The organism is Sphingobium anseongense (assembly GCF_037725245.1).
Classification (GTDB): domain Bacteria; phylum Pseudomonadota; class Alphaproteobacteria; order Sphingomonadales; family Sphingomonadaceae; genus Sphingobium.
The window spans coordinates 93,590-114,089 of sequence record NZ_JBBJUL010000003.1; the positions used below are offsets into that span (position 1 = coordinate 93,590).

Annotated in this window: 19 protein-coding genes and 1 riboswitch; of the genes, 11 read left to right on the forward strand and 8 right to left on the reverse strand. The window is 64.6% G+C overall.

The annotated features are described in order from the left end of the window. The first annotated feature begins 174 nt into the window (after window positions 1-174). Window positions 175-1,074: an LLM class flavin-dependent oxidoreductase gene (locus WG908_RS05005; RefSeq protein WP_340185477.1), complete on the forward strand. Its 900-nt coding sequence runs from the start codon at window positions 175-177 to the stop codon at window positions 1,072-1,074. Between the two features lie 73 nt (window positions 1,075-1,147). Here the strand turns inward: WG908_RS05005 and WG908_RS05010 are convergent, their stop codons facing one another. Beyond that, window positions 1,148-2,038 (reverse strand): prephenate dehydratase, encoded by an 891-nt coding sequence (locus WG908_RS05010; RefSeq protein WP_340185478.1) that lies wholly within the window; start codon window positions 2,036-2,038, stop codon window positions 1,148-1,150. 171 nt (window positions 2,039-2,209) lie between these two features. Here WG908_RS05010 and WG908_RS05015 point away from each other — a divergent pair, with 171 nt between their 5' ends. From WG908_RS05015 to WG908_RS05040, 6 genes are all read left to right on the forward strand, one after another. Next, complete coding sequence (locus WG908_RS05015; RefSeq protein WP_340185479.1) at window positions 2,210-2,869, forward strand: c-type cytochrome; 660 nt, start codon at window positions 2,210-2,212, stop codon at window positions 2,867-2,869. Between the two features lie 233 nt (window positions 2,870-3,102). Beyond that, window positions 3,103-4,017 (forward strand): acetylglutamate kinase, encoded by a 915-nt coding sequence (argB, locus tag WG908_RS05020; RefSeq protein ID WP_340185480.1) that lies wholly within the window; start codon window positions 3,103-3,105, stop codon window positions 4,015-4,017. A gap of 79 nt (window positions 4,018-4,096) precedes the next feature. Then, on the forward strand, window positions 4,097-4,390 hold the full coding sequence (locus WG908_RS05025; RefSeq protein ID WP_340185481.1) for a YggT family protein: 294 nt from the start codon (window positions 4,097-4,099) through the stop codon (window positions 4,388-4,390). Between the two features lie 114 nt (window positions 4,391-4,504). Continuing rightward, the gene (gene folD / locus WG908_RS05030; RefSeq protein ID WP_340185482.1) at window positions 4,505-5,398 is read left to right on the forward strand and encodes a bifunctional methylenetetrahydrofolate dehydrogenase/methenyltetrahydrofolate cyclohydrolase FolD; all 894 of its coding nucleotides are present in this window, start codon (window positions 4,505-4,507) and stop codon (window positions 5,396-5,398) included. Then, window positions 5,395-6,036, forward strand: a complete 642-nt coding sequence (locus WG908_RS05035) for a hypothetical protein (RefSeq protein ID WP_340185483.1) — start codon at window positions 5,395-5,397, stop codon at window positions 6,034-6,036. The genes folD and WG908_RS05035 overlap by 4 nt, the downstream gene beginning before the upstream one ends. Then, window positions 6,033-6,653: a MarC family protein gene (locus tag WG908_RS05040; RefSeq protein ID WP_340185484.1), complete on the forward strand. Its 621-nt coding sequence runs from the start codon at window positions 6,033-6,035 to the stop codon at window positions 6,651-6,653. Before WG908_RS05035 ends, WG908_RS05040 begins: the two co-directional genes overlap by 4 nt. 1 nt (window position 6,654) lies before the next feature. On the opposite strand, the gene WG908_RS05045 is transcribed toward WG908_RS05040, so the two are convergent. From WG908_RS05045 to WG908_RS05060, 4 genes are all read right to left on the reverse strand, one after another. Further along, entirely contained in the window at window positions 6,655-7,779 is a 1,125-nt protein-coding gene (locus WG908_RS05045) for a class I SAM-dependent methyltransferase (protein WP_340185485.1), read from the reverse strand. 40 nt (window positions 7,780-7,819) lie between these two features. After that, window positions 7,820-8,503: an ABC transporter ATP-binding protein gene (locus WG908_RS05050; protein WP_340185486.1), complete on the reverse strand. Its 684-nt coding sequence runs from the start codon at window positions 8,501-8,503 to the stop codon at window positions 7,820-7,822. Window positions 8,504-8,573: 70 nt separating this feature from the next. Next, window positions 8,574-8,852: a hypothetical protein gene (locus WG908_RS05055; protein ID WP_340185487.1), complete on the reverse strand. Its 279-nt coding sequence runs from the start codon at window positions 8,850-8,852 to the stop codon at window positions 8,574-8,576. An 85-nt stretch (window positions 8,853-8,937) separates the two neighbouring features. After that, window positions 8,938-9,663 (reverse strand): arylesterase, encoded by a 726-nt coding sequence (locus WG908_RS05060; RefSeq protein WP_445326664.1) that lies wholly within the window; start codon window positions 9,661-9,663, stop codon window positions 8,938-8,940. Between WG908_RS05060 and WG908_RS05065 the strand changes: the two genes are divergently transcribed. Both WG908_RS05065 and WG908_RS05070 read left to right on the forward strand, forming a co-directional pair. Next, entirely contained in the window at window positions 9,662-10,363 is a 702-nt protein-coding gene (locus WG908_RS05065; protein ID WP_340185489.1) for an ABC transporter ATP-binding protein, read from the forward strand. The genes WG908_RS05060 and WG908_RS05065 overlap by 2 nt on opposite strands. Then, window positions 10,360-12,870 (forward strand): ABC transporter permease, encoded by a 2,511-nt coding sequence (locus WG908_RS05070; protein ID WP_340185490.1) that lies wholly within the window; start codon window positions 10,360-10,362, stop codon window positions 12,868-12,870. The genes WG908_RS05065 and WG908_RS05070 overlap by 4 nt, the downstream gene beginning before the upstream one ends. Before the next feature lie 19 nt (window positions 12,871-12,889). Here the strand turns inward: WG908_RS05070 and WG908_RS05075 are convergent, their stop codons facing one another. Further along, window positions 12,890-14,173 (reverse strand): glycoside hydrolase family 130 protein, encoded by a 1,284-nt coding sequence (locus WG908_RS05075; protein WP_340185491.1) that lies wholly within the window; start codon window positions 14,171-14,173, stop codon window positions 12,890-12,892. A gap of 26 nt (window positions 14,174-14,199) precedes the next feature. Beyond that, window positions 14,200-16,491, reverse strand: coding sequence for a glycosyltransferase family 4 protein (locus tag WG908_RS05080; protein WP_340185492.1), 2,292 nt, complete (start codon window positions 16,489-16,491; stop codon window positions 14,200-14,202). Between the two features lie 256 nt (window positions 16,492-16,747). Continuing rightward, window positions 16,748-16,977, forward strand: a riboswitch (cobalamin riboswitch). 180 nt (window positions 16,978-17,157) lie between these two features. Between WG908_RS05080 and WG908_RS05085 the strand changes: the two genes are divergently transcribed. Both WG908_RS05085 and cobO read left to right on the forward strand, forming a co-directional pair. Next, window positions 17,158-19,035, forward strand: coding sequence for a TonB-dependent receptor plug domain-containing protein (locus WG908_RS05085; protein WP_340185493.1), 1,878 nt, complete (start codon window positions 17,158-17,160; stop codon window positions 19,033-19,035). Beyond that, on the forward strand, window positions 19,022-19,642 hold the full coding sequence (cobO, locus tag WG908_RS05090; protein ID WP_340185494.1) for a cob(I)yrinic acid a,c-diamide adenosyltransferase: 621 nt from the start codon (window positions 19,022-19,024) through the stop codon (window positions 19,640-19,642). Before WG908_RS05085 ends, cobO begins: the two co-directional genes overlap by 14 nt. On the opposite strand, the gene WG908_RS05095 is transcribed toward cobO, so the two are convergent. After that, window positions 19,639-20,487: an ABC transporter substrate-binding protein gene (locus WG908_RS05095; protein ID WP_340185495.1), complete on the reverse strand. Its 849-nt coding sequence runs from the start codon at window positions 20,485-20,487 to the stop codon at window positions 19,639-19,641. The genes cobO and WG908_RS05095 overlap by 4 nt on opposite strands. Between the last annotated feature and the right edge of the window lie 13 nt (window positions 20,488-20,500).

The window sequence follows — 20,500 nt, forward strand, 5'->3', positions numbered from 1 at the left end:
CCGTTGCATTTCGAAAAGGTCGGACCTAACTCTCCTTGCGCTGTCGTCGCGCGGCACCCCGCTTCGTGACGCGCGTCCCTGTAATCAATGCAAGCGGTCTCAGAGACGTTGGATCGCAAGCAGCCGCATCATTTTTATCGCCTGACCATCACCCAGAATCTATCGGAGCCAGCCATGCCAAATATCGGAGTTCTCCTCAGCCAACGTGCCTATAACCTGGACGCAAACGCGCTGTCGGCGCTGGCGAAGTCGGTTGAGTCTCTGGGATTTGAAAGTGTCTGGCTGCTCGATTCCTTCAGCCGCGATCCGTTCCTTGCCGCGTCCTTCATTCTGGGCAGCACAACGACGCTAAAGGTCGGCACCGGCGTCGCCACCGTCTATAGCCGCGATGCGATGGCCGCGACGCAGGCGCGCGAGACATTGTCGGAATATTATCCCGGCCGCTTCATCATGGGTCTGGGCGCGTCGAACGAGTTCATCGTGCAGATGCGCAAGGGGCAATGGCTGCCGCCGGTGCCCAAGATGACCGCCTATCTCGAAGAGATGGACGCGGTGCAGCTTGCCCATTCCAAGCCCGCCCAGCTCGCGCCGCTTCATCTCGCCGCGCATGCGCCGGGCCTTCAGAACCTGGCGCTCAAGCATGGTCAGGGCATTTTCACGTGGATCCTGCCGGTGGAAAATGTCCGCCAGGCGCGCGCGCATGTCGGCCCGGACTTTGAAGTGAGCGCCAATTTCCCGGTCATACTGATCGAGGACGCCACCGAGGCCCGCAGGATCGCCCGCGCTTTCCTGACATTCTACATTCCCATTCCCTATTATCAGGCAGCCTATTCGAAGATCGGCTTTGGCCCTGAAGATTTCGAGAATGGCGGCAGCGACCGACTGATCGACGCGATCGTCGCGTGGGGCACCCCTGAAAAGATCAAGGCGCGGGCCGACGAATATGCGGCTGCCGGCGCATCGCGCGTCATCATCAATCCGATCCGCGCGGCCCAGGGCGAACCCGTCGGCGGCGAGGCCGACGTCGATGCCGACTGGGATGGATTGAGCCGCCTGACCAACCTGTTGGGCTGAAAGCCCGCCCAAGGACAGGCGCGCTGTTGCCAGGCTGGGGGGAGTGGCGGATCGGTAACGATCCGCTGACCTTTCACACCCGCGGGCGCGCCTGCCGATAGCTGCCCAGCACCCGCACCCATTTGGTATGGAATTCCAGTTCGGCGAGCGCGCGGTCGACCGCGGGATCGCCGGGCATACCTTCGATGTCGCAGTAGAATTCGGTCGCCGCGAAGCTGGCGCCGCGCTGATAGCTTTCCAGCTTGGTCATGTTGACGCCGTTGGTCGCAAAGCCCCCCATCGCCTTGTAGAGCGCGGCGGGCACATTCTTCACCTCGAACAGGAATGTCGTCATGACCGGGCCTATGCCCGCGACCGGCATCGCCGGTTCACGCGCCAGCACGACAAAGCGCGTCATATTGTCGTCGCTATCCTCGATATTTTCCGCGATCAGCCGCAATCCGTATATTTCGGCGGCAAGATACGGCGCTATCGCCCCGTCGCCCGGATTGCGCGTTTCGGCCACCAGCGCAGCCGCGCCCGCGGTATCGGCATAGCTCACGGGCTGAATGCCGCGTTCGCGCAGATAGTGACGGCACTGGCCCAGCGCCTGGGGGTGGCTGATCGCGCTCTTCACCGGCGCATCATCGGTCGCCATCAGGCAATGGCGGATGCGCAGGAAATATTCGTCGACGATCGACAGCCCCGATTCGGGCAGCAGGAAATGCATGTCGGCAACGCGGCCATGCAGGCTGTTTTCGATCGGAATCAGCGCTCGCGCCGCTTGGCCGTTGCGAACCGCGTCGATCGCATCCTGAAAGTCGAAGCAGGGCAGCGGCACGCAATCGGGTGCATAGCCAAGCGCGGCGAGATGCGAGTTCGCGCCGGGCGCGCCCTGATAGGCGATTGCCCGGGAAGGGTCGGCGGCGGCCTTCGCCGCCATTTCGGCCACGAGCGCGCGCGCGGGGAGGGGATAATTTTCCATCGAGGTGCGCGCTTAGGCACTTGGCCCCGCCCACGCAAGCGCCGGGCGCGCAAAAGCGTCGGGCAGCACCTCAACCCCGCTTGCGCGTTCGCACTTGCGCCATTATGGCAGCGCGCTAAAGGAGGCGGCCAATCAGCCTTCGGCACGAGAAATTCAAGGGAAATCGAGCGAATGGACGATCGTTTCAACACCATGGCGGGCTGGGCGTTGTTCGCGGGAATCATTGCGCTCGGCGGTGCGATCGTCAGTTCCCACCTTTTCCATGACGAACGGCCCGAAAAGATGGGCTTTGCGATCGAAGGCGTCGAGGCCGGGGGCGAAGGTGGCGGCGACAGCGGTCCGGGCCTCAATACCCTGCTCGCCACGGCCGACCTGGCGGCGGGCGAAAAGATTTTCGCCAAGTGCGCGTCGTGCCATACGGTCAATTCGGGCGGCGCCAACGGCATCGGCCCCAACCTGTATGGGACGATCGGCAAGGCGCATGGGCATGTCGCCGGTTTTGCCTATTCGGATGCGCTCAAGAGCAAGGGCGGTCAGTGGACCTTCGAAGAGTTGGACCATTGGCTCAAGAGCCCGCGCGAATATGCGCCCGGCACCAAGATGACCTTTGCGGGCCTGGGCAATCCGGCCGATCGCGCCAACCTGATCGCCTGGCTCAACACGCAAGGGTCCAACCTGCCCCTGCCCGCGCCCGATGCGGCTCCCGCCGCCGCGAGCGCGACGCCGGAAGAAGCGGCCGGTAACGCCACCAATGCGGCCGAGAGCGTGAGCGGTACAGCCCCGGCCAATGCCGCGCCGGCAGGCGGCCCGGCCGCACCGACCAGCCACTAAGGCGCACCCGCAAGGGTTTATGAAAAAGGGCGCGGTATTGTCATGCACGCCCTTTTTTGCTGGGACGATGGCCGGTCGCCCGATGTTGAGTGGCGGTCGAAGCGGGCGGGCCGCGCCGATGACATCGCCGCCGCCTGTCCCGTTTCGCGCTTGGGCGCAGCGCCATCCACGGTGAGCGGACGATTCCGTCTGATCGGAACCGCTCCAGCTTGCGATAGCGGCGCATTGGTCCTATGCGCCCGCGCATGACCAGCAAGCATGATCCTCATCCCGCGTTACTCGCCAAGGCGGAAACCCTGACCGAGGCGCTGCCCTACATGCAGCGCTATGCGGGCAAGACCTTCGTCGTGAAATATGGCGGCCACGCGATGGGCGACCCGGAAGCGGCGCGCGACTTTGCCGAGGATGTCGTGCTGATGAAGGCGGTGGGGATCAATGTCATCGTCGTCCATGGCGGCGGCCCGCAGATCGGTGCGATGCTCAAGAAGCTGGGTGTCGAGAGCAGCTTCATCGACGGGCTGCGGGTGACCGATGCGGAAACCGCCAAGGTCGCCGAAATGGTGCTGTCGGGCGCGATCAACAAGGAACTGGTCAACTGGATCGCGCAGGCGGGCGGCCGGGCCGTCGGCATTTCCGGCAAGGATGGCGGCTTTGTCACCGCGACCAAGGTTCGGCGCACGCGCAAGGACCCCGAAAGCAATATCGAACAGGCGGTGGACCTGGGCTATGTCGGCGAACCGTCGCATGTGGACCGCACCATCCTCGACACGATCAGCGCGGCGGGGATGATCCCGGTGATCGCGCCGATCGGCGTCGGCGCCGGCGGCGAAACATATAATATCAACGCCGACACGATGGCCGGCGCGGTGGCCGCGGCGCTGGGCGCATCGCGCCTGTTCCTGCTGACCGATGTTCCGGGCGTGCTCGACAAGGCAGGCGAACTGATGACCGATCTCGACCCCGCGCGCATAGCTGCGTTGCAGGGCGACGGGACGATCTCTGGCGGCATGATCCCCAAGCTTGAAACCTGCGTCACCGCGATCGAAGGCGGGGTGGACGCCGCCGTTATCCTTGATGGCCGGGTCCCGCATGCGATGCTGCTGGAAATCTTCACGCGGCAGGGCGCGGGTACGCTGGTCCGTCGCTGACCGCCGTTGGTGGAAAAGCTTGTCGCGCGGGTGCCCTCTCGGCTAGATGTTTTTCCCGCAGCGCAACAGAAGAGATCGCATGGCTTACGCTCTTTACCAGACACTCGTCATCCTGCTCGATGTGCTGTGGTGGATCATCATAGTCCAGGCGGTGCTCAGCTGGCTGATCGCCTTCAACATCATCAATACCTCCAGCGATTTCGTGCGCACGGTGCTGACCGCGCTCGATCGCATGACCGCGCCGATCTATAATCCGATCCGCCGGATCCTGCCGGATCTGGGTGCGCTCGACCTTTCGCCGATGGTCGTGCTGCTGGCCATTCTGATCCTGCGGCAGGCCATCTTGCCGCCGCTGTTCGCTTCGATGATGTAAGCGCCCGGACCGATGATTTCGCTGGAGTAGCGGGCCGCGAACCGGCTAAACGAAGCGGAGCCTGAGCAGACCGTCATACGCTCGGGCCAAGCATCATTGAACGGGCAGAGCATCATGACCATCGGCAAGATCATCGACGGCAAGGCATTCGCCGCCGACCTGCGCGAACGCGTGGGCGAGGGAGTGGCGGGCTTCGTCGCGGCGGCGGGGCGCAAGCCCGGCCTGGCGGTCGTGCTGGTGGGCGAAGACCCGGCAAGTGCGGTCTATGTCCGCAACAAGGGCAAGATGACGCTTGCGGCCGGCATGGAAAGTTTTGAGTTCAAGCGGCCCGTCAGCATCGGCGAGGAGGATCTGCTCGACCTGATCGAGGAGCTGAACCAAGACGAGCGGGTGGACGGCATCCTCGTCCAGTTGCCCTTGCCCGCCCATATCGACGAAGCGGCGGTGATCGCCGCGATCGACCCGGCCAAGGATGTCGATGGCTTTCATGTCGTCAATTCGGGGCGGCTGGCGACGGGGCAAACGGCCATGGTGCCCTGCACCCCGCTTGGCTGCATCATGCTGCTCAAGGATGAACTGGGCGACCTGTCGGGGCTGGAAGCCGTGGTGGTCGGCCGCTCCAACATTGTCGGCAAGCCGATGGCGCAGCTGCTGCTCGCCGAAAACTGCACGGTGACGCTGGCGCACAGCCGTACGCGCGACATCGCCTCGGTCGTGCATCGCGCCGATATCGTCGTCGCGGCGGTCGGGCGGCCCGAAATGATCAAGGGCGAATGGATCAGGCCGGGTGCGACGGTGATCGACGTCGGCATCAACCGTATCGCCGATACCGATGACGGCAAGAGCCGGATCGTCGGCGATGTCGCCACCGCCGAAGCGCTGGCCCATGTCCGCGCGATCACGCCGGTGCCGGGCGGCGTCGGGCCGATGACGATCGCGGTGCTGTTGCGCAATACGCTGGTCGCCGCGCATGCCCGCGCCGGCCTGGCCGCGCCCGAGGGGCTGTGATCGGCCGCGCGGCGCTGCTGGCGACGGCGGCGCTGGCGCTGGTCGCCGCGCGCCCGCCGATGCGGGTGCAGCCTAACCCCAGCGCGGTGATCGCGGCGGAAATCGCTCTCAATCGCGCGGCGCAGGACAAGGGCGAGTGGACCGCCTTTCGCGCCGCCGCCGCGAAGGACGCCATCATGTTCGTGCCGCAGCAGGTGTCGGCGATGGCGTGGCTGAAGGGCCGCGCCGATCCGCCGGTGGCGCGCGTCCGTTCACCGCATCGCGTCTATGTCGCGTGCGGCGGCCGGTTGGCGGCGAGCGCCGGCAACTGGACCAGGCCCGACGGGTCGGCAGGCTATTTCACAACCATCTGGCGGCGCGACGACAAGGGCCGTTGGCAATGGATCATGGATCATGCCGACGCCCTCGCCAGCCCGCGGGCAGCACCCGAATTCCTGGTCGGTAAAGTCGCGACCTGCAAGCGGACGGAATCGCCCGCGCATGCGTCGCCGACCTTCACGGATGCGCCGCCTTCCGCCGATGAAAGCCTGGTATGGACCGCGCAGGTGACGCCCGATGGCGGCCGGCATGTCATGATCAGAATGTGGACGGGCGACGCCTATGAGACGGTGATCGACGACCAGGTCGCCGCACCATGACAGAATTGTTCATCTCCGCCTTCGTCACGCTGTTCGTGGTGATCGACCCGTCCGGTTGCGCGCCGATCTACGCCAGCCTGACGTCGAGCGCGAGCGCGGCGCATCGCCGGGCCATGGCGGTGCGTGCGGTGGGGATCGCCGCCGTCATCCTGCTGATATTCGCGCTGTGGGGCAAGCAACTGCTTGGCCTATTGGGGATTGCGCTGGACAGCTTCCGTATCGCCGGCGGGATCATGCTGTTCATGATCGCGATGGACATGGTGTTCGAAAAGCGCACCCAGCGCCGCGAGGATCGCGCCCAGCAGATCAGCGCCGAGGCACCGCCGGTCGAGGATGTATCGGTTTTCCCGATGGCGATGCCGATGATCGCCGGGCCGGGATCGATCGCGACGGTGATGCTGCTCATGTCCCGCGCCCAGGGGCTTCCCGAACGGCTGGTTGTGATGGCGGCGGTGACGCTGACCCTGGTCATCATGCTGGCTGCCCTGCTGGCGGCGGGGCCGTTGATGACGCTGCTTGGCAAGAAGATCGAAGCGGTGATCACGCGCCTGCTTGGCGTTTTGCTGGCGGCGTTGGCGGCCCAGTTCGTGATCGACGGGCTTCGCGCGAGCTTTTGATCTATTCGCTGCGGGTGAAGCGATATACCTGCGCCCAGTGCGAATTGTCTTCGGTGAACATTTCGCCCTTGAAGCCCGCGCGTTCGAACATGTGGTAAAGATAGGGCTGCTGGAATCCCAGTTCCATCCAGCCGCGCTGTCGCATCACCGCGATATTTTCCCAGTCGATGCGGAAGCCCCAGGGAAAGGGGATTTCAGGAATAGGCGAGGTCGATATCGGTTCGCCGGCAAGCAATATGGCGCCGCCGGGCTTGAGATAAGACTTCATCTGCTCGATCAGGGCAGCCGCATCCAGGCAGTGATGAAAGCTTTCATAGAACAGGATCACGTCATAGGCGTGGGGCACGCCCGCCGGATTGACGCCGAACGTCCCCTGATAGGATGTCAGATCGGTACGCAGGAATTCCGAAGCGCTGTTGACGCCGCGCACGAAGGCGGGATTGACGTCGACGACATCGACCTTGGCGCCCAGCCGCGCAAAGTTGAAGGCGGTCTGGCCAAAGCCCGCGCCATATTCCAGTACGCGGCCATTTTTGGGAAGGTTGCTGCGCAGCAGGATATGGCCGATGGCGATCAGGTGCGCGCCCGCCATCGCCGCATCGCCATTGGCATAGAAGCCGGGACGATACAGGAAATCATGCTCTGCGACTTCCGGCGTATCCTCATCGACCAGGGGATCATAGCTGGCACGCCCGGTGATGGCGGACCACAGCTTCAGCATCTGGTCGCGATAGGCCGGGCCGTCCGGGTCCAGAAAGCGGTCGAACCAGTCCGGCAGGCGCAGCACATGGTCCCGATATTTTTCGATATCGTGGTGGTGAAAGCAATGGACCAGATCGTCGATGTCCTCGATCGAAAAGGTCGGTCGATCGTGCGGATAAAGCAGGTCGAAACGATCGCGGCTTTCCTGCGATTCTTCGAGCGCCGCGCACAACCTGTCCCAGGTGCGGAAATGATCGAGATGAAAGTCGATCACCGCGTCATTTTCCGGAGGACGACCCAGATATATGAGATAGGCGCGCGTGATGTCGGCCGCGTCGATCTCCAGCGGCACATCCGACCCGGCATGGGTGGCGGCGGGTGCCGCTGGCCGTTTCTTGCCGATATATTTCAGAATTTTCCGCATGACGAAAATTTGAAAACTTTCCAGATGCCGGGCCGGCTGGTCAGGCCCCGACTGCGCGATCCGACTTCAGCTTGCGCTGATTGTAATTATGGACTTCGATCGCTTCGTCGATCGTGTCGTAGAAGGTGATCTGTCCGCCATAGAGAACCGCACCGGACGAACAATAGCTGCGCAGCGATTCAGGAACGTGCGACACCATGACCAGCGCAGCTTTTGCATGTCTTTTCGTCAGCGCCTCCTGCGTGCGGCGCTGGAATCGCTCATCGCCCGCGGCGGTCGCTTCGTCGATCAGATAGCATTCGAAATCGATGGCAAGCGAAATGCCGAACGCCAGCCGGCCGGACATACCCGCCGAATAGGTATTGAGCGGCTGGCGGAAATAGGACCCGAGTTGCGCATAATCCTCGACGAAATCGAGGACGGATTGAACATCCTTGCCATAGATGCGGGCGATGAAGCGCGCATTATCGGCACCGCTCAGGCTCGATTGGAAAGCGCTGGAATAGCCAAGCGGCCATGATGTGCTCATCGTCCGGATCACGCGACCGGTGGTGGGTGCTTCGGCGCCGCTCAACAGGCGCATCAAGGTCGATTTGCCAGCGCCATTGGCGCCGCAGATGCCCAGCCGGGCATGCCGCGCAATCGTGAAGTTCAAATCGAATAGCACAAGATTATGATGCCCTTGGGTCTCATAAACCTTGCTGACATTTTCGAACCGAATCATTGCGGCGCAACATAGGGTCGGGTGGCAACATGGCAACCGCAAACTATGGCCTTTGCCGCCATCGGCGGGTTCAGCCAGCGCTCTTGCGGCGAGAATCTTCGCCAGGAGTGTCGTGCATGAGGCCAATCGCCTGCCACCATTCGCGGGCCGCCGGAACGAGCGTGGCGATATCGGGGTGGCGCGGAACCGCATGCCACCGATCATCGACGCGCACATAGCGCCAGCGCGCGTCGGCATTGATCGGTTGCTGGACAAAGCGCAGGCCCCGACCGGTCGCAACCGAAAGAACGCGCAGTTCGGCGGAGACGTCGCGGCGCAAGCCATCGGGGAACAGCACTGAAACCGCCATGATCGTCTCCATCGCCTTGCACTGGGGGTATCAACGTGCAATGGCCATGAAAGTTCACGGCTGGGTCAGCATAAGTATCTGAAAGCTATTCTCTATTCGACGGTTGCAGCTGCCTGCTCACCAGGGGTGTGACTTTTGCCACGATCGCCCGAACCCCCTGTGCATTGGGGTGGATGCCGTCGGCCAGCATCAACGCAGGCCGACCCAGGACACCGTCCAGGAAAAAGGGATAAAGCGGCGCATCATGGCGTCTGGCGAGTGCAGGATACAGCGCATTGAAGGACGCAGCATAGTCGGCGCCCAGATTGGGCGCGGCCAGCATGCCGGTCAGCATCGCGTCGATCCCGCGACGGTCGAGTTCGGTCAGGATCGCGTCGATGTTCGCACGCGTCGTTTCGGGCTGAAACCCGCGCAGCATGTCGTTCCCGCCCAGGCCGACCAGCACGAGGTCAGGTTTGCGCGGCAGGCCATCGAGCGTGAAGGCAAGTCGCGCGAGTGCCGCCGCGCTGGTGTCGCCCGATACGCCGCCATTGATCACGCGCGCAGGCAAGCTGCCCTCCGCCAGCGCGCGTTCGAGCGCCGGCGCAAATCCCCTGCCCTGATCGAGCCCGTAACCGGCATAAAGGCTGTCGCCGAAGACCAGCACCAGGGGGGCATCGGTCGCTTTCGCTGGCTTGCCTACTGCGTCTTTTGGCTGGTCTCTCGTTTCGGATGGGGAGGGGGCGGGACGGTCGCATCCGCTCGTCAGGTGGAAAAGCAGCGCCAGCGCCCCATATTGCAACAATCTTCGGCCCAAGGACCATCCTTTCATGCATGCATCGATCGATCAGGCGGTTATCGCCATCCGTGCGCGCGATGTCACGCTTTCGCTTGGGGCGGCTAGCGCGCCGGTCGCGATATTGAAGGGCGTCACGCTCGACATCGCACGGGGCGAGAGCATGGCGATTCTGGGGGCGTCGGGATCGGGCAAGTCGTCGCTGATGGCCGTCCTGTCCGGACTGGAAAGAGCGAGCGGCGGCGCAGTGACGGTCGACGGGCTCGATTTCCGTGCGCTTGACGAAGATGCGCTGGCGCGCGCGCGGCGGGGGCGGATCGGCATCGTGCTGCAATCCTTCCATCTGTTGCCGACGATGACGGCGCTGGAAAATGTCGCGGTTCCGCTGGAACTGGCAGGGGAAGGCGACGCTTTCGCGCGCGCCGAGGTCGAACTGGCGGCGGTGGGCCTGGGCCACCGGCTGCACCATTATCCCGCGCAGCTTTCGGGCGGCGAGCAGCAGCGCGTGGCGATTGCCCGCGCGATGGCGCCGCGCCCCGCCATCCTGTTCGCCGACGAGCCGACCGGCAATCTCGACGCGGCAACGGGCGCGACGATCGCGGATCTGCTGTTCGCGCGGCGTGCGGCGGCGGGGACGACATTGGTGATCATCACCCATGATCGCGTACTGGCGCAGCGGTGCGAACGGATCGTCGAAATGCGCGACGGACAGATCGTCGCGGATCGCCGCGCATGAACGGCCCTGGCTGGCGCGCGAGCTGGCGCATAGCCCGGCGCGATCTGCATCGCGGCTTTCGGGGCCTGCGCCTGCTGTTCATCTGCCTGTTCCTGGGCGTCGCGACGCTGGCCGCGATCGGCAGCCTGACCGCCGCGATCACGCAGGAAATCGCGGCGCGCGGTCAGGTCATCCTGGGCGGCGACGTCGAGGTGGCGCTGACGCAGCGCGAAGCTGCCGCGCCCGACAAGCGTGCTCTGGCGCGACTGGGCGCGCTCAGCGAATCGATCCGGATGCGCGCGATGGCGCAGCCGCTCGCCGCTGGCGGCTCGCCGATTCTCGTCGAACTCAAGGGCGTCGACACCGCTTATCCGCTCTATGGCGCGCTGACGCTCGAACGCGGCCGCTATGCGCCGTTGCCGCCCGACCATGTGATCGTCGGCCCGGCGCTGGTCGAGCGCATGGGTGTCAAACCCGGGGACCGCCTCCGCTTCGGGTCCGCCAGCTTCACCGTCGCTGCGATCATCGCGGACGAGCCCGACAGGCTGGGCGAAGGCTTTACCTTGGGACCGGTCGCGATCGTTTCGATGGGCGGCCTGCGACGCACCGGCCTCATTCAACCGGGTAGCCTGTATGAAAGCAAATATCGCCTTCGCTTGCCCGCTGGTGAGGATGCGAGCGCGGTGCGTAAGTCACTGGAAACGCGTTTTTCCGCGCAGAGCTGGGAATATAAGGATCGTGACCGGGCAGCGCCGGGCGCCAATCGCTTCTTTGACCGGATGGGACAGTTTCTGGCGCTCATCGGCCTTGCCGCGCTCGTTATCGCGGGCATTGGCGTGGGCAACGGCGTGGGTTCCTATCTCGCGCAGAAGCGCGGCGGCATCGCGATCTTGAAGGTGCTGGGCGCAAGCGCAGCGGACATCGAGCGTATCTATCTGTTGCAGCTGGGTGCTGTCGCGCTGCTGGCGGTAAGCTGCGGCCTTGTCGCTGGCGCGCTGCTGCCCCCGGTGCTGGTGGTGCTGGCGGGCGACATGCTGCCGGTCGCACCCGGATTTCGCCTGCATCCCCTGCCGTTGGCGACGAGCGCGCTTTACGGCTTGCTGATCGGCTTCATCTTCATCCTGCCACCGCTCAGCCGCGCGCGCACCTTGCCTGCCGCGGCGATCCTGCGTGGCCTCGTCGATCCCCGATTGGGGATGGATCGGCGCGCGGGAATCCGGATTGCGCTGGCGGCAACGCTGTTGGTCGCGCTTGCGCTTGGCACCGCGCGCGATCCGCTATTTTCTGCCGCCGTGCTGGGGGCGACGGCTGGCGTGCTTATATTGCTGCTGGGGCTTGGCGCGGGGATTGGCAGGATCGCAAGCGCCTTGCCCCGCCCGCGCCGTCCGCTGTTGCGGCTGGCGATCGCCAACCTCTATCCGCCAGGCGCGCAGACCGCCGCGCTGGTGGTTGCGCTCGGGCTGGCGCTTACCCTGTTCGTTACGCTGGCGGCGGTGGAAACCAGCCTCGACGCGGAAATCAGGCGAACGGTGCCGCAGACCGCGCCCAACCTGTTCGTGCTCGACATCCCGGCGGCGCAGCAAGACCGCTTTCGCGCTGCCGTCGCGGCGCAGGCGCCGACCGCGCGCCTGAACGTCGTTCCCGCGCTGCGCGGCACGATCACGGCCTATGGCGACCAGCGCGTCGCCGATCTTGAATCGATACCCGATGGCGCATGGTTCCTGCGCGGCGAACGCGGCGTCACATATAGCGCTAACCTGCCCGAGGGCAGCGATCTTGTCGCGGGCAAGTGGTGGCCCGCCGATTATGCCGGCCCGCCGCTGATCTCGCTCGATGCCGAAGCCGCCGAGACATTGGGGGTGGGGGTAGGCGACAGCATGACCGTGAGCATATTGGGGCGCGAGATCGACGCGCGCATCGCGTCGCTTCGCAAGGTCAACTGGGACACGATGGGCTTCAACTATGTGCTGGTGTTTTCGCCCGACACGTTGTCCGCCGCCCCCCATAGCCTGGCCGCGACGATCGCCCTGCCGTCGGCCCGCGAGGGCGCGGTGACGCGCGCCCTGCTCGCTAGCTTTCCCGCGGTGTCGGTGATCGAGGTCGGCGAAGTGATAGGGCAGGTCAGCGCCATCCTGGGTCAGATGTCGCGGGCAATCGTGGCGGCGGCGTCGGTCGCGATCCTGGCGGGCATAGCCGTGCTGGTGGGTGCGATTGCAGCGTCGCGGCAGGCGCGCGGCTATGACAGCGTGATCTTGAAGACGCTGGGTGCTACTCGCGCGCAGCTATTGGGCGCGCAGGCGCTGGAATATGGGCTGCTCGCCGGGCTGCTCGCGCTGCTGGCGCTTGGCCTTGGGACGAGTGCGGCCTGGTATGTGATCGTCCAGGTCTTCGATTTCGGCTGGGCGCCCGATTGGGGTCGAATATTGGCAACGCTAAGCGCTGGCGCGCTGCTGACCCTGGGGATCGGCTTGATCGGGTCATTGCCGCTACTGGCGGTGCGTCCCGCCAGCGCGCTGCGTCAGCTATAGCGCCGATCGTCCGCGCCCTTCACCCCATCATCGACAGCATCGTGTCGATCGGCACGAAGGCAAAGGCGACCGAACTGTCGGCAACGCCGTAGGGCATAAAGATACGGTCGCCGATCCGGGTCGCGCCGCAGGTGTAGACGACATTGGGCACATAACCTTCGCGATCATCCTCGGACGCGGCCAGGATCGGTTCGACCGACCGGCACAGCACGCGGGTCGGATCCTTCTTGTCGAGCAGGACCGCACCGATCGCATATTTGCGCATCGCGCCGACGCCGTGGGTGAGCAACAGCCAGCCTTCGTCCAGTTCGATCGGCGCGCCGCAATTGCCGATCTGAACGAGTTCCCACGGATATTTGGGGGCAAGGATCAAATCGCCCTCGCCCCAGTCGAGCAGATTGTCCGACTGGATCAGGTAGAGATTTTCTCCGTCCTGCCGGCCGATCATCATATATTTGCCGTTCACCTTGCGCGGGAACAGCGCCATCCCCTTGTTGCGCGCGGCCGCGCCGGTCAGGGGGCACAGGTCGAACGTGCGGAAGTCGCTTGTACGCATCATTTCCGACTGGATCTGGCGGCCATTATAGGCAGTGTAGGTGCCAAGCCATTCCTGCCTGCCATCTTCATGAGTGAAGCGCACGAGGCGCAAATCCTCAAGCCCGTTGGCCTGGGCGGCTGTGATCGGGAAGATGACCGTGCCTGACAAGGTGCTGTCGGGATGGCGAAAGATAGTGACGGCGCCCTGCTGTTCCAGCTCCTCGTCCCCCAGTGCGTCGGTGGCGGTGGCGAAGGGCGGCTCCGGCGCCAGCGTCAGTTCGCCGTCCTGGGTGATGACTCCCTCGCGAAAGGCAATCGAACTGATATGCCCTTCGCCGACCGCGCGCAGCGACAGGACGATCCGCTGGCTGCCCGGCAGCATGCCGCTCTGGTCAGGGTGAGGAACAACGCTGGGGTTCATCAGCGCCGCTGCGGCATAGCTGTATTCGTGGCAGAAATACGCGCCGATCAACTGGCAGCGAGCATCGCTCAGTTCACGGTGCGGGATGTCGAGCTGGCGCGCGACCTCCTCGAACCGCGTCATGAAGATGCGCCGCGTCTGCCAGTGACGCGCCTCGAAATCTATGATCACATAGGCGAGCTGGTCGACAACGTCGCGCTCGCTCATCTCCAGCACCGCGCTCGCTATGCGCTGGGCTCGGCTGGGGCCATGGCCGTTGCTGGACCAGCCAAGATGGAAAGGGCGGACCACCACACGAGCCGGGTCTGCTTTCAGACGCAGCGGCAATGCTTCGATTTTCGCCAAAAATTGCTTCCCATGCCGCCGATGATTCAGGCGGACAGCACAGGCGCTTCCGCGTCCTGCCCTTCTGCCACGGCGGGCATGGTGCGCGAAAGTCGGTTCATTGCGCAAGAGGCGAGTTGAAGTGCGAGCAACGATTCAGCACCCTGGTTGCGATTGGGGCCGAAGGGGGTAAGGCCATCATAGCATCCGCTGTTGGCCGGGGTCGCCAATGGTGTGTCCAGATCGTTGTCGCCCAAAAACCACCGATAGGCTGATTGCGCCAGCGCCAGCCAGGCCGGGTCGGGATCAACCGCCAGCGCGGAGATGGCGGCGTCGATCGTCGCCTGTGCTTCCAGGGGTTGCTGATCGAACGGCAGGGGGCAATGATGGGGGCGGCCGAAACTTTCGGTGCCCACGGCGCGGAAATGCCCTTCGGGCGCGCGTTGCTGTTCCGCGATCCATGCCAGCGTCTGCAGGCCAAGGTCGACCAGATCCTGGCGTCGAAGGTGGCGCCCGGCGATCAGCAGCGCTTGCGGCAGGCGCGCATTGTCATAGGCCAGAACGGCTTCGAACCACGTCCAATCGGGTTGGCAGGCGCGGGTCAGAAACATGGCAAGGTGATCAGCGCAGTGGGCAAGCGCTTCACTGGCCAGGGCGTGGTCGGGCTCTGCGTCCAGCATGGCGCCACAGGCCAGAACGATGAAGGCGTTCGCGCGGGGAGAGGTCATTGCGCTGAGCGGCGGCAGGGCGATGTTGAACAGGTGCGCGGCCCATTCCCGATGGCGGCGTGCATGAGCATCGCGACGCGTCACGCCGAGCGCCCACAAGGCGCGACCGCAGCTGTCCTCGGACCCTTCCTCCTCCAGCCAGCGCCGGTCGAAACTCATGAAGTTGCGGAAGCGACCGCGTTCGGGATTCCACCCATGCTGAAGGAAACTGGCATAGGTGGTCGTCCACTGATCGCGCAGATCGTCCGACATTTCCGGCATCTGGGTCATCAGGATCAGCGCGCGCGCATTGTCGTCGATGCAATAGCCGTGATTGCGGTCGGGGATGGAGAGGATGCTGTGCTGCAACATGCCCGTCGCGTCGCTCATGCGCAGGATAGCGGTAGGATCGGGCGGCAGGACGGCGTAGCTGCGGCGCGGGATAAAGCGCGATGGCTGGGTGGCGACGGCCATGCCCAGCAGGGCGCCAACGCGGCGGGCCAGCTCGCTCCATATCATCTGGCGACCATAGCCATAGGCGCGTTTCGCGTAACCGCCCAGCATCGCCCGATCCGACAGCAGCCGGTCGATGGCGGCCGCCATCGCGGCATCATCGCGAAACGGCACCAGCACCCCTCGATCATCGGCCAATATTTCCTGGGCCTGGACATAGGGGGTGGAAATGACCGGCTTGCCCATGCCCACGGCATAGCTGAGCGTGCCCGAGGTGATCTGCGCGGGATTGAGATAGGGCGTCACATAGATGTCGGCAGCCTGCAGATAGTCGATCAACTGTTCCTGTTCGACAAACTGGTCGATGAAGCGGACATGCTGGCCAACGCCCAGTTCCTGTGCCAGCGCCATCAAGCCGGTGCGCAGCGTCTCCCCCTGTTCGCGGACCAGATTGGGATGGGTTGCGCCCAGCACAACATAGAGTGCGTCGGGGTGGCGCGCGGCGATGGCCGGCATCGCGCGAATTACATGCTCGATCCCCTTGTCCGGGGCGAGCAGCCCGAATGTCAGGATGACACGTCGTCCCGTCCAGCCAAATGGCGCCTTCATGGCGTCGGGTTCGACCAGGGGCCGGTCGGGCACGCCATGGGGGATGACGGAGATGCGCGCGTCATCCATGCCATAACGTTCGAGCAATATGTCGCGTCCACGTTCGGCCATGACCATGATCCGGCCGGCGCGCCTGAGCAGCGCATCCATCACCCGCGCCTCGTCCGCGTTCGGCCGGTCGAGGATGGTGTGCAGCGTCACGACCAGCGGCACGCGGGTACGGTCGAGCAAGTGCAGGATCATGTCGCCGGCGGCGCCGCCGAAAATGCCGAATTCATGCTGTAGCCAGATCGCTTGCGCGCCGCTTTCCTCTATGCGGCGCGCCGCATCGGCATAGGCCAGGACGTCGTTCTGGGCGATGAGGCGGACATCGGAGGGATAGACGGCACCCGCGCCATCGTCCATCGCATAGCTGTCGATCCGCATCGACGGGAAGGCCAGTTGCAACGCATCGCGGCAATGGCCGGTGAAGGTCGCAATGCCACAGCGACGCGGCAGCGAATTGCCGATCAGTGCGATATGTTGGGGCACGGCGTTGCCTGCCAGAGTTCCGAAGGACACATGGTTCATCGACGGGATATTCCTGCTGCCGCTACGCTGCCCGGAGGGACTGCGGATCGGTCGTGGGGTCAACGCTCCGCGCAGACAAAGGTTGCGGCACTGCAACATGGATCAAGCTGTTTGGCGATCGCAGGATGAGGTCGTTACACGCGGCGTGCCCGTGTGATTTATGCCTCACTGCCGAAACAAGCGGTGCAATAGCACATCTGGACGTTGGCGCGCGCGATCTTTTAGCTTAAGGGCGCCGGCGAGGCGGCATCATGTCGCTTCGCCAGATCGTGCCGGTGCCTTTTTCGAAGGGCTTAAAAGGGAATGCGGTGTGGGCGGTCGCTTCCGTCCAAATCCGTAGCTGTCCCTGCAACTGTAAGCGGCGAGCGCGATGCACTGGTGGCCCTTGTTCGAGGGCCGGCCACTGGAGGGCGTTTCTTCCGGGAAGGCTGGTGCATCACGCCCTGACCCGCGAGCCAGGAGACCTGCCGGCGCTTGGTCGCTCTTGCCCTGGTCCAGGGAATGGCCATGGCACGGTTTTGCCCGTCTGAGCGACGAGTTATGCGGCGGGGGCCGCATCGTCGCCCATGCGGCGGGCCTATAGGTGTCCGTCCGTCGCATGCGCGTCGACCGTTCGCGCGGTACGCCCCCGTCCTGTTCGCTCGGGACGCCAAGGGGGCAATATTCATGTTGAAGACCGGAATTTCGTTCATCGCGCTGCTCACCGCCGCGCCCGCCATCGCACAATCACAGGCCGTCGAGGATGACATCGTCGTCACTGCGGCCGGCATCGCCCAGTCGCGCGACGAGGTCGGCCAGGCGATCACCGTCCTCGACGCCGACACCATCCGCACCCGGCAGAACATCAGTGTCACCGACCTGATCGCGACAACGCCCGGCGTCCGCTGGAACCGCAGCGGCAATATTGGTGGCGTCGCCGGCGTGTCGTTGCGCGGCGCGGAAACCACCCAGACGCTGGTGCTGATCGACGGGGTCAAGGTCAATGACCCGAGCGGCATCGGCGACGGCTTCGACTTCGGCAACCTGCTGGTCGGCAACGTCCACCGCATCGAAATCCTGCGCGGTTCCAACTCGGTGGTGCATGGTAGCCAGGCGATCGGCGGGGTCATCAATCTGATGACGCAGACGCCGGCTGAAGGCTTCGCCGCCAACGCTTCGGCCGAATATGGCTATAGCGATACGCTCAACGCCAAGGCGGATATCTCGGGCGGCAGCGGCATGGCCACCGGCGGGATCGGGGCAGCCTATTTCCGCACCGACGGCATATCGTCCTTCGCTCGCTCGCGCGGGGGCAGCGAACGCGACGGCTACGAAAATCTGACGCTTAACGCGCGGCTGAAGCTGGCGCTCAGCGAAGCGCTCAGCATCGACCTGCGCGGCTATTACATCCATTCGGAAAATGACATCGACGGTTTCCCCGCGCCCACCTATGCGCTGGCCGACACGCCCGAATATGTGCGCGGCGACCAATATGTCGGCTATGCCGGCGTCAACCTCGCCATGCTCGACGGTCGCCTGAAGCATCGCGCGGCGGTGACCTGGTTCCGCAACGACCGCAAAAGCTATACGGCGCGCGATACCGATGCCGACTATGGCTATGAGGGCACCACCCTGCGCTTCGATTATGAGGGTGTGTATGCACCGGTCGAATCCGCCAAGCTGCTGTTCGGTTACGAGCATGAACGGCCCGATTACGACTATTTCGATGCGTTCGGCGTGACTGCGGCCAAGGCCAATATCGACAGCGTCCACATCCTCGCCATCGTGCAGCCCTTCGACGGCCTGTCGGTGACCGGCGGCGTGCGCCACGACGACCACAGCCAGTTCGGCGGTGCGACCACTTTTGGCGCGAACGCCAATTACAGCCCCAATGGCGGCGTGACCAATCTGCGCGTCGCTTATGGCGAAGGGTTCAAGGCGCCGTCGCTGTTTCAGCTTTACGACCCGAGCTATGGCAACAGGGACTTAGGCCCCGAACGGTCCAGAAGCTACGACATCGGCATCGACCACAGCCTGATCGACGGCCGGGCGCAGGTGTCGGTGACCGCTTTCCGCCGCGATACGCGCGACCAGATCAACTATGACGTCACTATCGGTCTGTTCGGCGGCTATAACAATATCGACCGCACCCGCGCCAAGGGCGTGGAAGCGACGATGACGCTTCGCCCGGTGGACGCGCTGACGCTGACCGCCAGCTACAGCTATATCGACGCGCGCGACCGGTCCGCAGGATCGTTCAACTATGGCAATCGCCTGCCGCGTCGCGCCGCCGACGCGGTCAGCGCTTCGGTCGACTATGTGTGGAGCTTTGGCCTGTCGACCGGCGCGACCGTGACGATTGTCGGCGACAGCTTCGACAATCCTGCAAACACCCGCCGCCTGGACGGCTATGCGCTGGCCGGCGTCCGCGCCTCCTTCCCGATCGGTGACCATCTGGAAGTGTATGGCCGCGTCGATAATCTGTTCGACGAATCCTATGAGACTGCCTTTGGGTACGGTACCTACGGTCGGTCGGCCTATGGCGGCGTGCGTGTCCGTTTCTAGGACACAGGACGACCAGCAGGTTCACGCCGCCCGGATGCGAAAGCTCCAGGCGGCGCACAACCGGATCGTCGCGGCCAAGACGGTCGAAAAGGGGCTGGTGATGGTCCACACCGGCACGGGCAAGGGCAAGACCACCGCCGCGCTGGGCCTTGCCATCCGCGCCATGGGCCATGGCCAGCGCGTCGGTATCGTCCAGTTCATCAAGGGAGCGATGAGCACGGGGGAAAAGGCGATATTCGACGCCTTTCCCCATTCGGTAGAGTTCAAGCCGATGGGCGAAGGCTTTACCTGGGACACGCAGGATCGCGCTCGCGACATCGCGGTCACGCGCACCGCGTGGGAGGAAGTCAGGCGGATGATCACCGACCCGGCCTATGACATGGTGATCGCCGACGAACTCAATATCGTGCTGCGCTACGATTACCTGCCGGTCGATGAGGTGCTGGACGCTCTGGCGCGGCGGCCGGCGATGAAGCATGTGGTCATCACCGGCCGCAACGCGCCCCAGGCGCTGATCGACGCGGCCGATCTGGTGACGGAGATGACGTTGGTGAAGCATCCGTTCCGCGAACAGGGGGTTAAGGCGCAGGCGGGGATCGAATTCTAGTGCCTGCCCGGCGCGCCTCGACTCGCCTGACGGCGAAGCACGCGCATCTGCGCGATCAGGCTGCGTGCGGCGGTAACATAGCTCGGACCGCCGCAGACCGTCCACGCCTGCGGCAACGACAGGCGCGGGATCGCGTCCAGCGCCGGATGATGCAGCATTTCCGTGCCCTGATCGACGACCTTCTGCGTCGCGCTTTCGATGATCAGCCAGTCGGGGCGGGCCGCGACCATTTGTTCGAGGGGAATCTGCGCCAGGCCCGGCTTGCCAAGGCGCGCCGCAAGGTTGATCAGGCCCACCCGACCCATCAATTCGTCCACCAATGTGCCCGTACCGGTCATGTATCCGCGTCGCTGATAATAGGCCGCGACTCCGGCGTCGGGCAGCGGGCGCAAGCCGGCAAGATCGCGATCGATCCGCGCGATCAGCGCCTCCCCGCGCGCGCGATGGCCGACCGCCGCCGCCACCTGCCGGATCTGAGCGACGATGGCGGCATGATTTTCGGCGCTTTCCAGGCCCAGCATCCGGGTGCGCAGCGTGCGCGGCGCGTTGACGATGCCGCCCGCCCCGTCGGGATAGCCGATCAGCAGGTCGGGGCGGATCGCCAGCACCTCCTCACGCGCATCGCGCAGGATCGGCAGGCGCATCGCCTGGGTCGCGCCCGCCGACAGATCGGGGTCGCGCGCGTTGTGGCTGAGCGCCGCGATCTGGCCGGGGTCGGCCAGCGCCATGACATATTGATCGCTGCACAGGTTGAGCGAGACGATCCGGCGCGGCGGGGATTGGGGCGCAGCGGCGCCGATCAGGCCGAACGCGCCGAACGCAAGGAAGCAGGATCGCAATCGCATGGGTCGGCACTAG